General features: G+C 70.8%; 12 protein-coding genes. 3 read left to right on the top strand and 9 right to left on the bottom strand.

The window, feature by feature from the left end; genetic code table 11:
* Positions 1 to 233: 233 nt before the first annotated feature.
* On the top strand, positions 234 to 830 hold the full coding sequence (locus AC068Z_RS31535; protein ID WP_478563273.1) for a YceI family protein: 597 nt from the start codon (positions 234 to 236) through the stop codon (positions 828 to 830).
* An 80-nt stretch (positions 831 to 910) separates the two neighbouring features.
* On the opposite strand, the gene AC068Z_RS31530 is transcribed toward AC068Z_RS31535, so the two are convergent.
* Positions 911 to 1,471, bottom strand: coding sequence for a YdeI/OmpD-associated family protein (locus AC068Z_RS31530; protein WP_478563270.1), 561 nt, complete (start codon positions 1,469 to 1,471; stop codon positions 911 to 913).
* Positions 1,472 to 1,663: 192 nt separating this feature from the next.
* Between AC068Z_RS31530 and AC068Z_RS31525 the strand changes: the two genes are divergently transcribed.
* Positions 1,664 to 2,443: a serine protease gene (locus tag AC068Z_RS31525; RefSeq protein WP_478563267.1), complete on the top strand. Its 780-nt coding sequence runs from the start codon at positions 1,664 to 1,666 to the stop codon at positions 2,441 to 2,443.
* A 70-nt stretch (positions 2,444 to 2,513) separates the two neighbouring features.
* On the opposite strand, the gene AC068Z_RS31520 is transcribed toward AC068Z_RS31525, so the two are convergent.
* The gene (locus AC068Z_RS31520; protein ID WP_478563265.1) at positions 2,514 to 3,872 is read right to left on the bottom strand and encodes a hypothetical protein; all 1,359 of its coding nucleotides are present in this window, start codon (positions 3,870 to 3,872) and stop codon (positions 2,514 to 2,516) included.
* 158 nt (positions 3,873 to 4,030) lie between these two features.
* Positions 4,031 to 7,033: a glycoside hydrolase family 3 protein gene (locus AC068Z_RS31515; RefSeq protein ID WP_478563262.1), complete on the bottom strand. Its 3,003-nt coding sequence runs from the start codon at positions 7,031 to 7,033 to the stop codon at positions 4,031 to 4,033.
* 115 nt (positions 7,034 to 7,148) lie between these two features.
* On the opposite strand from AC068Z_RS31515, the gene AC068Z_RS31510 reads away from it, so the two are divergent.
* Positions 7,149 to 9,014, top strand: a complete 1,866-nt coding sequence (locus tag AC068Z_RS31510; RefSeq protein ID WP_478563259.1) for a ricin-type beta-trefoil lectin domain protein — start codon at positions 7,149 to 7,151, stop codon at positions 9,012 to 9,014.
* A gap of 78 nt (positions 9,015 to 9,092) precedes the next feature.
* On the opposite strand, the gene cimA is transcribed toward AC068Z_RS31510, so the two are convergent.
* The 6 genes from cimA to ureA all read right to left on the bottom strand — a co-directional run bounded on the left by cimA (position 9,093) and on the right by ureA (position 16,435).
* Positions 9,093 to 10,697, bottom strand: coding sequence for a citramalate synthase (cimA, locus tag AC068Z_RS31505; protein ID WP_478563256.1), 1,605 nt, complete (start codon positions 10,695 to 10,697; stop codon positions 9,093 to 9,095).
* Between the two features lie 308 nt (positions 10,698 to 11,005).
* The gene (locus AC068Z_RS31500; protein ID WP_478563254.1) at positions 11,006 to 12,268 is read right to left on the bottom strand and encodes a TolB family protein; all 1,263 of its coding nucleotides are present in this window, start codon (positions 12,266 to 12,268) and stop codon (positions 11,006 to 11,008) included.
* 126 nt (positions 12,269 to 12,394) lie between these two features.
* Positions 12,395 to 12,994 carry a TetR/AcrR family transcriptional regulator gene (locus AC068Z_RS31495; protein WP_478563251.1) on the bottom strand — a complete coding sequence of 200 codons (600 nt, stop codon included), beginning with the start codon at positions 12,992 to 12,994 and terminating at the stop codon, positions 12,395 to 12,397.
* Between the two features lie 10 nt (positions 12,995 to 13,004).
* Positions 13,005 to 14,021, bottom strand: coding sequence for an agmatine deiminase family protein (locus tag AC068Z_RS31490; protein ID WP_478563249.1), 1,017 nt, complete (start codon positions 14,019 to 14,021; stop codon positions 13,005 to 13,007).
* A gap of 9 nt (positions 14,022 to 14,030) precedes the next feature.
* Positions 14,031 to 15,743 carry an urease subunit alpha gene (locus AC068Z_RS31485; protein ID WP_478563246.1) on the bottom strand — a complete coding sequence of 571 codons (1,713 nt, stop codon included), beginning with the start codon at positions 15,741 to 15,743 and terminating at the stop codon, positions 14,031 to 14,033.
* Complete coding sequence (gene ureA, locus AC068Z_RS31480) at positions 15,740 to 16,435, bottom strand: urease subunit gamma (protein ID WP_478563243.1); 696 nt, start codon at positions 16,433 to 16,435, stop codon at positions 15,740 to 15,742. The genes AC068Z_RS31485 and ureA overlap by 4 nt, the downstream gene beginning before the upstream one ends.
* Between the last annotated feature and the right edge of the window lie 28 nt (positions 16,436 to 16,463).

Below are 16,463 nucleotides of genomic sequence, written 5' to 3'. Positions count from 1 at the left end.
TGCGCGTTCTTCGCGTCATGAGGACTGGCTATCGGCGGTGTCCGAGGGCGGTCAACGGAGTCGGCGGCTCCGGGCCGGCGCAGTCCAAGACCGCTGTGCGGAAGCCCAGCGGTGAACACTCAGAGTCACGGCGAGACTACTTTGGGGATGTTGTTGAAATCCGAACGGAATAGGTCTACATTCATCGGTGTTGGTTAGTTCAACGTTCAACATCGTCCCCCAAGGAGAGCGTCATGAGCATCTTCGGCCGCAAGAACACCGTCGAGACCCCCGCCGCCGTCACCCCGGAGCTGGCCGCCCTGACCGGCGAGTACACCATCGACGCGGCCCACACCACGCTCGGTTTCGTGGCCCGGCACGCCATGGTCACCAACGTCAAGGGCAAGTTCCTGGACTTCTCCGGCTCGCTCAGCCTGGACGGCTCGGACCCGTCGAAGTCCACCGCTTCCCTGGACGTGAAGATGGACAGCATCGACACCGGTTCCGCGGACCGCGACGGCCACCTCAAGAGCGCGGACTTCTTCAAGACCGACGAGTTCCCGACCATGACGTTCCGCTCCACCAAGGCCGAGGCCCTGGGCGGCGACGACTACCGGATCACCGGTGACCTGACGATCCTCGGCACGACCCGGCCGCTCACGATCGACCTGGAGTTCAACGGCGCCGCGAAGGACCCGTTCGGCAACGAGCGTGTCGGCTTCGAGGGCAAGGCCGAGATCCTGCGCTCCGAGTGGGGCCTGACCTGGAACGCGGCGCTGGAGACCGGTGGCGTGCTGGTCTCCGACAAGATCAAGCTGAACTTCGACATCTCGGCGATCCGCAACGCGTGACCTCGGTCCGCCCCTGAGCGGCACCCCTGAGCGCGCCCGCCCTCCAACTCCCCCGAACGGGAGGGCGGGCGCTCGGCTGTCTACCGGCCCTCGAGCTTGGCGATCGCCGCGGCGAGCCTGGCCGCCCGGGCTTTGGGCGTACGGGCCACCAGCAGCCCGAGGACGACCTGGTACCGGTCGGTCTTCCCCAGCCCCTCGAAGGCCTCCCGGGCCCGGGGGTGCCGCTCCAGCTCCGCGGTCAGGTCCTCCGGCACGGTGGCGTTCCGCTGCGACTCGTACGCCGCCGCCCATCGCCCGTCCGCCCGGGCCGCCTCGACCTCCGCGACCCCGGCGGGCCGCATCCGCCCTTCGGCGCTCAACTCCGCGACCCGCCGGACGTTGACCATCGACCACAGGCTCTTGGGCCGGCGCGGAGTGATCCGCTGCAGGAAGTACGACTCGTCCAGCGCCTTGCGCTGCCCGGTGATCCACCCGTGGCACAGGGCCACGTCATTGACGTCGAGCCAGTCGACGGACACGATGCCCGACCCCTTCTTGGCCACCTTCACCCACACCCCCGGATGCGGGGCGGGATGCGCGGCGAGCCAGGCGTCGAGGGCGTCCACGGAGGCGAAGAAGACGGGGTCCGGGGTGTCGGTCATAGGGAGACCGTAGGCGGGCAATAGGCCAGTTCCTGTCCTCTGCGCCGACGCCCCGCGGGCTGGCCGGATATCCCCTCTTGTGCTCCCGCTCACAGCGTTCTCATAATCCGAGCACAGAGTTGACGTGTCCGCGACAACATCGCGGAGCGTCGTCCGGCACGCCTCCACCAACCCCCCACGGAAGGCATCCCGTTGAAGTCTCTCCTCAAGGCGCTCAAGAGATGCGCCGTCGCCGCCACGGCCGCGCTCGCCGTCGTCAGTCTTCAGCCCGTGTCCGCCGCGCAGGCGGCCCCCGCTCCCGTCGTCGGCGGAACCCGTGCCGCGCAGGGTGAGTTCCCGTTCATGGTGCGGCTGTCGATGGGCTGCGGCGGTGCGCTGTACACGCAGCAGATCGTGCTCACCGCCGCGCACTGCGTCGGCCGTACCGGCGCCAACACGAGCATCACGGCCACCGCCGGTGTCGTGGACCTCCAGTCCAGCAGCCGGATCCAGGTCCGCTCCACGTACGTCCACCGCGCCCCCGGCTACAACGGCGACGGCAAGGACTGGGCGCTGATCAAGCTCGCCCAGCCGATCAACCTGCCCACGCTGAAGATCGCCACGACCACGCAGTACAACAGCGGCACCTTCACGGTCGCCGGCTGGGGCGCGGCCACCGAGGGCGGGAGCCAGCAGCGGTACCTGCTGAAGGCGACCGTGCCGTTCGTGAGCGACGCCACCTGCCGCTCGTACAGCGGCTACGGCGGTCTCATCGCCAGTGAGGAGATCTGCGCCGGATACACCGCCGGCGGTGTCGACACCTGCCAGGGCGACTCCGGTGGCCCGATGTTCCGCCGGGACGCGGCGAACCAGTGGATCCAGGTCGGCATCGTGAGCTGGGGCATCGGCTGCGCCCGTCCCAACGCCCCCGGTGTCTACACCGAGGTCTCCACCTTCGCCTCCGCCATCGCCTCGGCGGCGGCCGGGCTCTGAGCGGTCGCGGACGAGGGGCGCGTACGGACTCGTACGCGCCCCATCTCCTGAGTCCCTGGCGTCGTGATGCTCAGAAGCCTCCGCCGAAGTCCCCGCCGCCTCCGAAGCCCCCGCCCCCGAAGTCACCGCCGCCGAAGCCGCCGGTGAAGTCGTCCGAGGCGAAGTCGGCACCGGAGACGTCGCCGCCCTCGTAGCCGCCGCCGAAGTCGCCGTAGCCCGCGCCGTAGTCGGCGGCATAGGCGGGGCTGGCCATCATGCTGCCGAGCATCGTGCCGATGAGCAGGCCGGGGAGGATGCCGCCGCCGAAGTAGCCGCCGGCCCAGGGGCCGTAGGCGGGTCCGGCGTCCCAGTACGGGCGGCGGGCGCCGGAGTCCGTGGTGACCTCGCGGATCATCGGGTCCTGGCCGTCGGCGAGCCGGGCCTGGTCGGCCGCGCAGACCGGGACCTCGCGGGTGGCGCTGCCGGTCGGGGTCCAGGTGACGTCGGCGACCGACGGGCCGTGCCGGGGGTCGAAGAAGCAGGGCGGCCGGCGCTCGGGCAGCGGGCGGCCCTCGCGGCGGGCGGCGAGCAGCGCCAGCGAGTGGCGGCCGTCCTCCAGGGCCTGGGTGACGGCCTTCACGTCCTCGGGTTTCGTCGCCCCGTCCATCAGGCGCTTGGCCTGCTCGTAGGAGTCCAGGGCGTGTTCGTAGTCGGTGCGCATCGCGTCGTCGGCGCCGGGTTCACCGGGGTGGAAGTCCAGGCGCTCCAGTTCCTCGCCGAACGCGGTGATGTCCTCGTCCACCACCACCCGCAGCTTCGCCAGCGCGGCCCGCTGTTCCTGCTCGTGCTGCAGCCGCCGGCGCCTCACCAGCGCGTAGGCGCCCGCGCCGCCCGCGGCCAGGACCACGCCGGTGGTGACGAGACCGGCGACGGGCACGCCGTCGTCCGTCGTGGAGCCCCAGGACGACGGGGCCGAGCCGCCCACGTTCTGCAGCGCGGCGTCGACGAAGTCGTTCAGCTGGGCCTTGACGTCGTCGATGTCCCGCACGGACGAGACCAGGTTGCCCACGGCCTCGTTGCTCATCACGGAGGAGTCGGCCGCGGCACCGAAGCCGTCACCGCTGCGCACCGCGTACAGACCCGTGATGCCGGTCTCGGTGCGGAGGTTCTTCAACAGGTTCTGCTCGGGCTGGTCCGCCGGGAGGACCGCCACGAAGACGGGCTTGTCGGCGTCCCTGATCTTGTCGGCGAGCGCCTCGGCGTCCGACGACGACAGCTGGTCGGCGGCGGCGGGATCGACGTACACGGGATCCTCGCGCAGCGACTCGGCGACCGTCGACAGATCCGCGGCCGCGAACGCGCCGGGCGCACCGGCGGTCAGCACCGCCAGTGTGGCGGCGACCGGAACGAGGGCCCAGCGCACAAGGCCCCGGAGCAACGGAGTCCTCATACCTCGACGCTACCTGACGAATCGGACAAACGGACCGGGCCCGGCGGAGCGAATCCGCCGGGCCCGGCGTCGTACGGCGGTCGGGCCGTCCGGCGATCGGCCCTGCGCCGTACGACGTCTCGGGCCGCCGGGCGCGCGGCCTCAGGTCGTACGGGCGCTCAGTCCGCCCGGTAGGCGGCCGTCAGCTTCTCCACGGCCGCCCCGTACCGCCCCAGGGTCAGCAGGCGGTCCGCCTCGGCGAACGGCCCCGCGAGCCCCGGTGTGACCGCCTTCCGCTGGACGATCAGCCGCGCCTTCGTGACCAGCGCGCGGCCCGCCTCGTCCGCCCCGGCCCGCTCGGCCGCCGCGGCGGCGACACCCAGCGCCCTGAGGGTCGTCGTACCGCCCTCCGGCACCTCGGTCAGCGTGGTCAGGCCCCAGCCGTAGGGGAACTGCGGGTCGTACGAGGCGTCACCGACGTTGATCGGCAGCTGTGCCTCGGACTTCGGCCAGGTGACGGGGAGTTGCCCGGTGAAGGGCCGCTTTCCGTAGAGCACGTCCGCGACGCCGTCGCCCTCGGTGCCCGGCAGCCAGGAGGCGACCAGCGCGTCGATGTCGGCGAGCCGGTCGCCGAGCAGCTGCGGGCGTCCGGAGACGATCAGCACCGCGCACTTCATGGCGGCGCACACCTTGTCCACGGCCGCCTGGTCCGCGGCCGACAGCCGCAGGTCGTGGCCGTTGCCGACATCGCCGACGCCCTCGGCGTACGGGGTCTCGCCGACCACGACCACCCCGACGTCGTGCCCGTCCGTCGGAGCGGAGGCGTCCTGGGAGTACGTCAGCTGCGGCGCGTTCTTCCGCATCGCCTCCAGGATCGTGGTGCCGGGGGTGATGTCGCCGGAGGAGCCCTGCCAGGTGATGGTCCAGCCGCCGCTCTGGTTGCCCATGTCGTCGGCGTTGGACCCGGCGACGTACACCTTCTGCGACTTCTTCAGCGGCAGCACGCTCTGCGCGTTCTTCAGCAGCACCTGCGACTCGGCCGCCGCCTGCCGCGCGACGGCGCGGTGCGAGGCGGACCCGATCTCCGGGGCGCCGCTGGTGTCGGCGTACGGCTGCTCGAAGAGCCCGAGCCGGAACTTCTGGGTGAGAATGCGGGAGACGGCGTCGTCGATCCGCCGCTCGGTGATCCGTCCGGCCTCCGTCTCCGCGACGAGGGCGGTGTGGAAGTCCTTGTAGGAGTACGGCGCCATGACCATGTCGACTCCGGCGTTGACCGAGGTCCGCACGTCGCTCGCATAGTCGCCCGGGATCTGGTCGATGCCGTTCCAGTCGCTGATCACGAAGCCGTCGAAGTCCATCCGGCCCTTGAGCACGCCGTTGATCATGTCGCCGCGTGCGTGCATCTTCACCGGGCCCTGTCCGTCGCCGATCAGGTCGAGCGAGGAGTACGACGGCATGACCGTGCCGACACCCCGGTCCACGGCCTCCTCGTACGGCGCCAGGTGCACGGCCTCCAGCTGCTGCCGGGTGACCTTGGTGACGCCCTGGTCGATCGTGTAGGTGCCGGTGGTGGAGGAGCCGTATTCGGTGCCGCCGTCGCCGACGAAGTGCTTGGCGGTGGCGAGGACCTTGTCGTCGCGGTCCAGGTCCCGTCCGTCGGCGCGGCCCTGGAGGCCCTGGATCACCGTCTCCATGGACTCGACCAGCGCCGGGTCCTCGCCGAAGGCCTCGTAGGAGCGGCCCCAGCGCTCGTCGCGGGTGACGCAGAGGCAGGGCGCGAAGTCCCAGGGGACGCCGGTGGCGCGGACCTCGGCGGCGGTCACGGCGCCTGTCCGGTAAGCGAGTCGGGGATCGCGGGTGGCCCCGATGCCGATGTTGTGCGGCATGATCGTGGCGCCGGTCAGGTTGTTGTGGCCGTGGACCGCGTCGACGCCGTAGATCAGCGGGATCTGGAAGCGGGTCGCCCGGGTCCTGAGCTGGAAGGAGTCGATCATCTTCGCCCAGGCCTCGGCGGTGTTGGGCGTCGGGGTCGAGCCGCCGCCGGAGAGCAGCGAGCCGAGGTCGTAGGCGGCGACGTCACCGGGGTTGGCCATCGCCCCGCGCTCGGCCTGGGTCATCTGACCGGCCTTCTCGGCGAGGGACATCCGTCCGACGAGATCGGCGACCCGCTTCTGCACCGGCAAGTCGCTGTCCAGATACGGCAGTCCGTGGGCGTCCACGACGACCTGCGGGGTCTCCTTCGGGGCCTTCGCCCCGGTGACCGTCAGCTTCAGCGGAACCGTCTCGGCGGTCTCGGCGGACCGGTCCTTCAGGGTCGGCACCCGGACGGTACGGGTGGCACCGGAGGCGGTGCCGGCCGGGAAGGTGATCGTGCCGGTGACGGGGGTGTAGTCCTTGCCGGAGTCGGCGGTGCCGCCGCCGGTCTCGTAGGTGACGGTGACGGGTTCGTCGAGAGGGGCGGAGCCGGTGGTGACGACGGAGACCGGCCCGCTCGCCGTACCGCCCTCGCGCACCGGGTACACGGCGGCGTCGGTGGTCACGGAGGCGCGCAGTGCCTGGTCCGCCTTGCCGTACAACTCCACGCCGTCCATGGCGAATTCGCCGGGCGTCCCGACCGGGAGGGTGACGGCGTACCCCCACGTCTCGGTGAGCCCGAGGACCTGGTCGATACCGCCGACGGGCTGGTAGTCGGTGCGGTAGACGAAGTCGGTGAAGGGGATCTCGATCTGCTTCCAGCCGCTGAAGTCGTCGGTGAAGGAGGTCGTCCACAGCTCGGAGGCCTCGCCGTTGGCGCCGCCGTCCTTCAGCTCGAAGGCGATCCTCTTGCCGTTGTTCCGGCCGTCCCACCAGAAGCGGATGCCTTTGCTCGCCGACCAGTCGTGGGCGGGCCTGTCGAAGGCGAAGTCGTGGGTGAAGCCGCCGTAGCCGCTGATGTCGTAGCTGCCGGAGAGCACCTTCTCGCCCTCGGGCGCGTCGGCACGGGCGCTGAGCCGGAGGGCGGGCGGATCGTCGTTGTCGCTGCCCCAGGTGAAGATGCCCTCGGCGGGCGGGCTGGCGAAGGGGATCTCGCCTTCGAAGCGGTCCACGGGGACGGCGGCGGGTTCGTCGGCGGCGCGGGCGGAGGAGAGCGGCACCAACGCGGCGAGCAGAGCGGTGGAGACGAGCAGGGCGGTTCTTGGCATGGACCTTCCCTCGACTCTCATGGTTCACTCAGGACTTAGATCACGCCGTGAGTTAACTAACGGCCCGCAGACCCGTCAAGACGTCACGTCAGACATCTCGGGAAGGTGAGGCACTGTGAGAACAACCCCCCACGCACTCCGGCTGCTTCTGGCCACGCTGCTCACCACGGCCGGATTCACCGCGGCCACCGCCCCCGCGCAGGCGGCGGGTGAGCAGGTCACGGCCTATCTCACCACCACGGACGACTCCGGCGGACGCCATGTCGTGCGCGGTCTCCAGGCTCAGGCCCCGTTCAACTTCCAGGCGGGAAGCGGTGGATCGGGCGAGAACATCACCGTCGACGAGAACACCCGGTACCAGACCTTCACCGGCGGCGGCGCCTCCTTCACCGACACCGCCGCCTGGCTGATGGACGGCAGCGGTGCGCTGTCGCAGGCCACGCGGGACGACACGATGCGCAAGCTGTTCTCCCCGACGGAGGGCATCGGCCTGTCGTTCCTGCGCAACCCGATGGGCGGTTCGGACCTCGCGCGGTTCGGCTACACCTACGACGACATGCCGGCGGGACAGACGGACCCGGATCTGTCGGAGTTCTCCATCGCCCACGACCTCCAGGACGTGGTGCCGCTGACGAAGCAGGCGCGTCAGCTGAATCCGGGGCTGACCGTGATGGCCTCGCCGTGGACCGCGCCCGCCTGGATGAAGGACAGCGGGCAGCTCAACGGGGGCTGGCTGAAGGCGGAGCACTACGGGACGTACGCGTCGTACTTCGTGAAGTACGTGCAGGCCTACCAGGCGCAGGGCATCCCGATCTCGTACGTGACGGCGCAGAACGAGCCGACGTGCTGCGCGGGGTATCCCTCGATGAGCTGGAACGCCTCGGGGCTCGCCTACTTCACGAAGAACGAGCTGCTGCCGAAGCTGGCGGCGGCCAGGCTGTCGACGAAGGTGCTGGCGCACGACTGGAACTGGTCCGACTACGACGCCTACGCGGCGCAGACCGTGGACGACGCGGCGATCCGCTCGCACCCGAACTTCGGGGGCATCGCGTGGCACGGCTACGGCGGTGACGTGGCCAAGCAGACCGCGGTGCACCACCAGTACCCGCAGCTGGACGCCTTCGGCACCGAGCACTCCGGCGGCACCTGGATCGCCAACCAGCAGCGCGAGGACATGATGAACATCGTCGACTACACCCGTAACTGGGCGAAGTCGGTGACGAAGTGGTCGCTGGCGGTGGACCAGAACCGGGGCCCGCACAACGGTGGTTGCGGGGTCTGCGACGGTCTGATCACGGTTCACAACGGGGACTCGCGGCACGGTCAGGTCGACTTCACGATCGAGTACTACACGATGGGGCACCTGACGAAGTTCGTGAAGCCGGGCGCCCATCGCATCGCCTCCACGGCGTCCTCCTCGGTGCCGAACGTGGCCTGGCGCAACCCCGACGGTTCGAAGGCGCTGATCGCCTACAACGACGCCTCGACGGCGAAGACGGTGACGATCAACTGGGGCTCGCAGCACGCGACGTACTCCCTGCCGGGCAAGACGTCGGCGACCTTCACCTGGACCGGTACGCAGTCGGGGGGCGGCGAGCGGTCGGGGGCGTTCGTGGGGCTCGCCGGCAAGTGCCTCGATGTGGCCGGGGGTTCGAGCGCGAACGGTACGGCGGTGCAGCTCTACGACTGCAACGGCACGGCGGCGCAGAACTGGACGGCCGGGGCGGACGGCTCGGTGCGGGCGCTGGGCAAGTGCCTTGACGTGACGGGCGGTTCCACGGCCGACGGGGTGAAGGTGCAGCTGTACGACTGCAATGGCACGGGGGCGCAGCGGTGGACGTACGACGCCTCCACGGGTGACGTGGTGAACGCCGCCGCGAACAAGTGCCTGGACGTCACCGACAACTCGTCGGCGAACGGGGCCCGTGCTCAGATCTGGTCCTGCACCGGAGCGGCGAACCAGAAGTGGCGGCTGACGTAGAGGCTGGGCTGTACGTCCCGGACCCCCGCTTCCTCTGAGGAGCGGGGGTCCAGGGGCAGGCACCCACCCGAAGGGGGCCTACTCCGCCGGCGTGACCCCGGCCCGCAGCAACCCGTACGTGTACGCGTCCTCCAGCGCCTGCCAGGACGCCGCGATCACGTTCTCCGCCACGCCCACCGTCGACCACTCCCCCGCGCCGTCGGACGTGGAGATGAGGACCCGGGTCGTGGACTGGGTGCCGTGGACGCCCTCCAGGATGCGGACCTTGTAGTCGACGAGGTCGAGCTTGGCGAGCTGGGGGTAGATCTTCTCCAGGGCCACGCGCAGCGCGCGGTCCAGGGCGTTCACCGGGCCGTTGCCCTCCGCCGTCGCGACGATGCGCTCGCCCTTGGCGAAGAGCTTCACCGTGGCCTCGTTGGCGTGGCTTCCGTCCGGCCGGTCCTCCACGATCGCCCGCCAGGACTCGACCTGGAAGTAGCTCAGCGGCTTGCCCTCGACCTCGGCCCGGAGCAGCAGCTCGAAGGACGCGTCCGCCGCCTCGTACGTGTAGCCCTTGAGCTCGCGCTCCTTGACCCGCTCCACGACCCGGCCGACCAGCTCCCGGTCGCCGCCCAGGTCGACGCCCAGTTCCTTGCCCTTCAGCTCCACCGACGCCCGACCGGCCATGTCGGACACCAGCATCCGCATGGTGTTGCCGACCTGCTCGGGGTCGATGTGCTGGTACAGATCCGGGTCGACCTTGATCGCGGACGCGTGCAGGCCCGCCTTGTGGGCGAAGGCCGAGACACCGACGTAGGGCTGGTGCGTGGACGGGGTCAGGTTCACGACCTCCGCGATCGCGTGCGAGATCCTCGTCATCTCGCGGAGCTTGCCCTCCGGCAGCACCTGCTTGCCGTACTTCAGCTCCAGCGCCGCCACCACCGGGAACAGGTTCGCGTTGCCCACCCGCTCGCCGTACCCGTTCGCCGTGCACTGGACATGCGTCGCCCCCGCGTCCACGGCGGCGAGGGTGTTCGCGACCGCGCACCCCGTGTCGTCCTGGGCGTGGATGCCGAGCCGGGCACCGGTGTCGGCCAGCACCGTCGAGACGACCGCCTGCACCTGCGCCGGGAGCATGCCGCCGTTGGTGTCGCAGAGGATCACGACGTCCGCGCCGGCCTCCGAGGCCGTACGGACGACGGCTTTCGCGTAGTCGGCGTTCGCGCGGTAGCCGTCGAAGAAGTGCTCGCAGTCCACGAAGACCCGGCGGCCCTGTCCCTTCAGGAAGGAGACCGTGTCGCGGACCATGTCCAGGTTCTCGTCCAGCGTGGTGCGCAGCGCGAGTTCGACGTGCCGGTCGTGGGACTTCGCCACCAGCGTGATCACCGGGGCACCCGAGTCCAGGAGCGCCTTGACCTGCGGGTCCTCCGACGCCTTCGCTCCCGCGCGGCGGGTCGCGCCGAAGGCGACCAGCTGGGCGTGCTTGAAGTCGATCTCCTGCTGGGCGCGGGCGAAGAACTCGGTGTCCCGCGGGTTGGCGCCGGGCCAGCCGCCCTCGATGTAGCCCACGCCGAAGTCGTCCAGGTGCCGTGCGATGGCCAGCTTGTCCGCGACGGTGAGGTTGATGCCCTCACGCTGGGCGCCGTCGCGCAGGGTGGTGTCGAAGACGTGGAACGAGTCGTCGAGCTCGCTGGTTTCCGTCATGGTCTGAAGGCTCCTGATGTATGGATCTCGGTCTGTACCGGAATGACCGGCTCCACCGTCCTCCAATGATCCCTCGCGCCGCACACCCGGCTGCGGGTGGGCCAGAAATGCGAAAAACCTCTCGCGGGTGCGAGAGGTCTGCGCGCGGGTCGAGGACGACGGTGTCCGCCCGTACCTGGTCGTACGTGGCGGTCACTGCGGACCGGCGCGCCTGCTGCCAATAATCATGGCGAACGAGAGCACGGGGGCAGTCTGGCACAGACCGCCCCCGCACTCACCGCTGTCTCAGTATGCGAACCCGGGTATGGTCAGCGCAGTCGGCTCAGGAAGCCGTCGCCCTGGTCATTGGTGTCGCCGGGGACGAGCTCGGACGAGGTCGAGTAGACGGAGAGCAGGCGGCCGTTGCGGCTGAAGTCGACGGGCGCCGAGTACCCCGTGGTCTGCGGACCGCCCGCGAGCGTGCGGGTGACCAGTTGGGTCCGGCCGGTCCTCAGGTCCAGGACGTGGACGTTCTCCGCGACGACCTCGTCGCCCGACCTGGTCTCGGCCATGTACGCCAGCCGGCGGCCGTCGGCCGTGAGGAGCCCGCCGCCGAGCCCGCCCTCGCCCTCGTGGGTGATCCACCGGGTCTGCCCGGTGCGCATGTCCTTCAGGTACAGCTCCCAGGTGTACGCCGGCGCCTCGGGGACCACCCCCTCGCCGAAGGACGAGAACGCGACGAGCGAGCCGTCCTCGGAGAGGCTGACACCGGCGGGAGTCCCCTCGGTCGGGCTGCCGTCCGCTCGGGCGTTCACCAGCTTCTGCTCTCCGGTGCGCAGGTCGGCCAGCCACAGCTCGTGTCGTCCACCGCGCGGGTGGCGCTGGATGTAGGCGAGGTGGCTGCCGTCTCCGCTCAGGGTGACGCCGAAGACGTACCAGTCCGCGGGGATGTGGTCGCTGATCCGCCGGGTGGTGCCGGTGCGGCGGTCGACGACGTACGCCATGGTCTGGTCGGTGGGACCGCCGGGCTCCATCCGGCCCGAGGAGGCGTTGAAGGCGACGAACCGGCCGTCGCGGGAGATCTCGAGGTCGTCGAACACCCAGCCCGCACCGCCGTCGGCGGCGACGCTGACCCGTTCCGTGCGGCCGGTGGCGCGGTCGTGGACGTAGGCCTCCCGCGTGTAGGGGTTGGGCGGTTCGGGCCATTCGGCGAGGTTCTTCGCCGTGGACGTGAAGGCGACGTATCGGCCGTCGCCGCTGAGCCGCGCCTGGTAGGTCTGGTGGGTGGTGCCTTCCGCCTGCGACCCGTCCGAGGCCACACTGACCCGCTCGACGGTTCCCCGGCGCAGGTCCCGGACGAACACGTCGTTCACGCCGTTGGTGTCACCCGGTACCACGTCCGGGTCGCCGGAGACGAACGCGAGATAGCGACCGTCGTCGCTGAGCGAGGGGCCGTCGGCCCCCTTCCGCAGCTGCTCCCCGGCCGAGGAGAGCGTGACCCGCTCGGTCCGCGGTTCGGGCGCCGGCGCCGCGGTCGCCGCCGACAACGCCACCATCGCCCCCGCGAGCACGGCGACGGACACCCCACGCATGGTTCTGAGCACATTTCCCCCGTTGAACGCTTCTCCCCCGGCCCCGCGCCGAGGGCTCTCATCGAGGCAAACGCACCGCGCGTCACCGAGTCAATCCGCCGAATTGAGTACAACCCGGGCGCGTTCTCAGGCGTCCGCGAGGAGGCTGTCGTGGAGGAACTCCTGTACGTGGCCGAGAATCTGCGCTCGGTCCGTGCCCTTGAGGCCGATCGCGACATGGATGGAGAAGCCGTCGAGGAGGGCCCGGAGCCGGGCGGCGAAGCGGTCCGGGTCGACGGGCCGGAACTCCCCGCGCGAGATCCCCTCCGCGAGTAGGGCGACCAGGTCGCGGTGCCAGGCGCCCTCGATCGCGGCCTGCCGTTCACGGGCGCCGTCGTCGGCGTTCTGCGAGCGGTTCCAGACCTCGAGCCACAGGGTCCAGTGCGGGTCCCGGTGGGCCTCGGGGACGTAGAGGTCGACGTAGGCGTCGAGCCGTTCCCTGGCCGGACCGGTCCGGCTCAGCAGCCGGGCGCGCTCGGCGCCGAGCCGTCCCTCGCTCAACTCCAGCGCCTGGAGGAGCAGTTCGTCCTTGGAGCCGAAGTAGTAGAGCAGATGGCCGCTGCTCATCCCGACCGCGCGGCCGAGCGCCGCCATGGTCAGCTTCTCCAGACCGCGCTCGGCGATCATCTCCATGGCGGCGACGAGTACGTCCTCCCGCGGCGGCGCGTTCCGGCGCGCACCGGCCATTCGTCGGCTCCTAGCTCCTGGGCTGCTGCTGCGTGATGCAGTGGATGCCTCCACCGCCCGCGAAAATGGTACGGGCGTCCACCAGCGTCACCGTCCGGTCGGGGAACAGGCGTCGGAAGATCCCGGCCGCGATCTCGTCGTTCGGGTCGCCGAAGGAGCAGAGCACGACGCCGCCGTTGCAGAGGTAGTGGTTGATGTAGGAGTAGTCCACCCACTCGCCCTCCTCGTCCCGCAGGACGGTGGGCGCCGGGACCTCGACGACCTCCAGGCGGCGGCCCTTCGCGTCGGTCTGGCCGCGCAGGAGCTCGAGGTACGTCTGCGAGCGGACGTGGTCCGGGTGGGCCGGGTCGCGCTGGCTGTGCACCAGTACGGTGCCGGGCCGGGCGAAGGCCGCGACGATGTCGACGTGGCCCTGGGTGCCGTACCTGCCGTAGTCGCCGGCCAGGCCGTGCGGGAGCCAGATCGCCTTGGTGGTGCCGAGCCTGGCGTGGATCTCCGCCTCGACCTGCTCACGGGTCCAGTCGGGGTTGCGTCCGGAGCCGAGCTGGACGGTGTCGGTCAGCAGGACCGTGCCCTCGCCGTCGACGTGGATGCCGCCGCCCTCGTTGACCAGGGGTGACGACAGCACCGGCACCCCGGCCAGGTCAGCGACATTGCGGGCGATCTTGGAGTCGTGCTCCCAGCGGGCCCAGTCCTGGGCGCCCCAGCCGTTGAACACCCAGTCCACGGCGGCCAGTTCACGGCCGTTGGTGACAAAGGTGGGGCCGATGTCCCGCATCCACGCGTCGTCCAGCTCCCGCTCGACCAACTCGATGTCCGGGCCGAGCAGTTCGCGCGCCGACTCGCCCTGGCCGGGCCCGTGCACCATCGTCACCGGCTCGAAGCGGCGGACGGTGCGGGCCACGGACGCCCATGCCGCCCGGGCCTCGGCCAGCTCCTCGTCACTGGTGAAGGTGGGGTTGGGGCCGGGCCAGGCCATCCAGGTGCGCTCGTGCGGGGCCCACTCGGGGGGCATACGGAAGGTCATCAGGAGGTCCTAGAGGAAGTAGAGGCGGTTCAGGGAGACCGAGTCGGCCGGCTGCGAGCGCAGCGGCTCCCCGTCCAGCGTGACCAGGCCCGTGCGCTGGTCGACGTCGACGGCTCCGGTGCGGGAGTTCAGCCGCAGGTCGGCGGGGCCGATCCCGCGGGTGCCGCGCACGGCGACCCGGCGACGCCGGGTGGGCATCGTGTCGTTGCCCTGGTCGAGGGCGGCCTGTGCGACGAAGGCGACGGAGATCTCGGCGGGGGTGGCGCCGTGCGCGCCGAACTGCGGTCCCAGGACGAGCGGTTCGCAGGTGTCCGTGGCGGCGTTGGGATCTCCGACGACGCCGTAGGCGGGGAAGCCGGACTTCAGCACGAGCTGCGGCTTGGCGCCGAAGTACTCCGGGCGCCACAGCACGATGTCGGCCAGCTTGCCGACCTCGATGGAGCCGACCTCGTGCGAGAGTCCGTGGGCGATGGCGGGGTTGATGGTCAGCTTGGCCATGTAGCGCAGGACGCGCTCGTTGTCGTGGCCGACTCCGGGGTCGCCCAGCTCGGCCTTCATCTTCCCGGCCATGGCGAAGGTACGGCGGACGGTCTCGCCCGCGCGTCCCATGCCCTGCGCGTCGGAGGAGGTGATGCCGATCGCGCCCAGGTCGTGCAGCACGTCCTCGGCGCCCATGGTCCCGGCGCGGATACGGTCCCGGGCCATGGCGGCGTCGCCGGGCAGGTCCGTCTTCAGATCGTGGACGGAGACGATCATGCCGTAGTGCTCGGCGACCGCGTCCCGCCCGAAGGGCAGCGTGGGGTTGGTCGAGGAGCCGATGACGTTCGGGACGCCCGCCATCTTCAGCACGTTCGGGACGTGTCCGCCGCCGCAGCCCTCGATATGGAAGGCATGGATCGTACGGCCCTCCAGGACCCGGAGGGTGTCCTCGACCGACAGGCACTCGTTCAGCCCGTCGCTGTGCAGGGCGACCTGGACGTCGTGTTCCTCGGCCACGCGCAGCGCGGTGTCCAGCGCCCGGGTGTGGGCGCCCATGTCCTCGTGCACCTTGAAGCCACTGGCCCCGCCCTCGGCCAGCGCCTCCACCAGAGGAGCGCCGTCGGAGGACGAACCGCGGCCCAGGAAGCCGATGTTGACCGGCCAGGCGTCGAAGGCACTGAAGGCGTGCTTCAGCGCCCAGGGCGAGTTGACCCCGACGCCCCACACGGGCCCGAACTCCTGCCCGATGACCGTGGTCACGCCGGAGGCCAGCGAGGCCTCCATGATCCGCGGCGAGAGCAGGTGGACATGGGTGTCGACGGCGCCGGCGGTGGCGATGAGCCCCTCGCCGGACACGATGGAGGTGCCGGTGCCGACCACGACGTCGACCCCGTCGAGGGTGTCCGGGTTACCGGCCCGCCCGATCGAGCAGATCCGGCCCTCCCGGATGCCGATGGACACCTTGCGGACGCCCTGCACGGCGTCGATCACGACGACGTTGCTGATGACGACGTCACAGGTCTCCCGCACGGCGGCGGCCTTGAGGTGCAGCCCGTCGCGGGCGGTCTTGCCGAAGCCGGCGAGGAACTCGTCACCGTAGCTCTGGGAGTCGGACTCGACCCGGATCGTCAGACCGGAGTCGCCGAGGCGGATCCGGTCGCCCGCGCGCGGGCCGTGGGTGGCGGCGTACTCGTAGGGGGTGAGCCGGCGGGCTTTTGCCGGGTGGCCTCCGGGACGGCTCATCGTCCGACCTCCTCGGTGCGGATTCCCAGGTAGCCGCAGGCGGCGGCGCGGCGCAGCGCCTCTTCGCGGGCCCCGGGGGCGTCCAGCGGTCCGTCGACCAGACCGGCGAAGCCGATGGCGATCCGGGCGCCGCCGATCGGCACCAGGCCGACCTCCGCCGACTCCCCGGGGCCGAACCGCACCGAGGATCCGGCGGGCACGGCGAGCCGCATGCCGTAGGCGCGCTCGCGGTCGAAGTCGAGGCGCGGGTTGGCCTCGAAGAAGTGGAAGTGGGAGGTGACGGAGACCGGGACGGTGGCGGTGTTGGTGACCGGAAGGCGCACCGCCGCCTCGGGCTCGGCGTGTTCGGGGCCCGGCAGCAGCGCGCCGGGCGCCTCGGCGCCGAGGCCGCCGCCGATCGGGGCGGTGACGACCGCGAGCCGGGAACCGTCGTCGAAGACGGCTTCCACGTGCACCTCGGTGACGACGTCCGCGACACCGGGCAGGACGTCGTCCGGGCCGAGCACCGAGCGGGCCCGGTCGATCGCCTCGGCGAGCCGCAGCCCGTCGCGGGCGGCCTCGCAGACGGTGTCCGCGATGAGTGCCGTGGCCTCCGGCACGTTCAGCCGGAGCCCTCGGGATTGGCGGGCCCGGGCCAGCTCGGCGGCCCCAAAGAGCAGCAGCCGGTCACGTTCCGTGGGCGTAAGCCGCATATCGTTCCCTCCTTTTAGAACGACACTC

The organism is Streptomyces sp. NPDC043726 (assembly GCF_056436565.1).
This window is presented reverse-complemented; position numbering and strand designations above follow the sequence as displayed.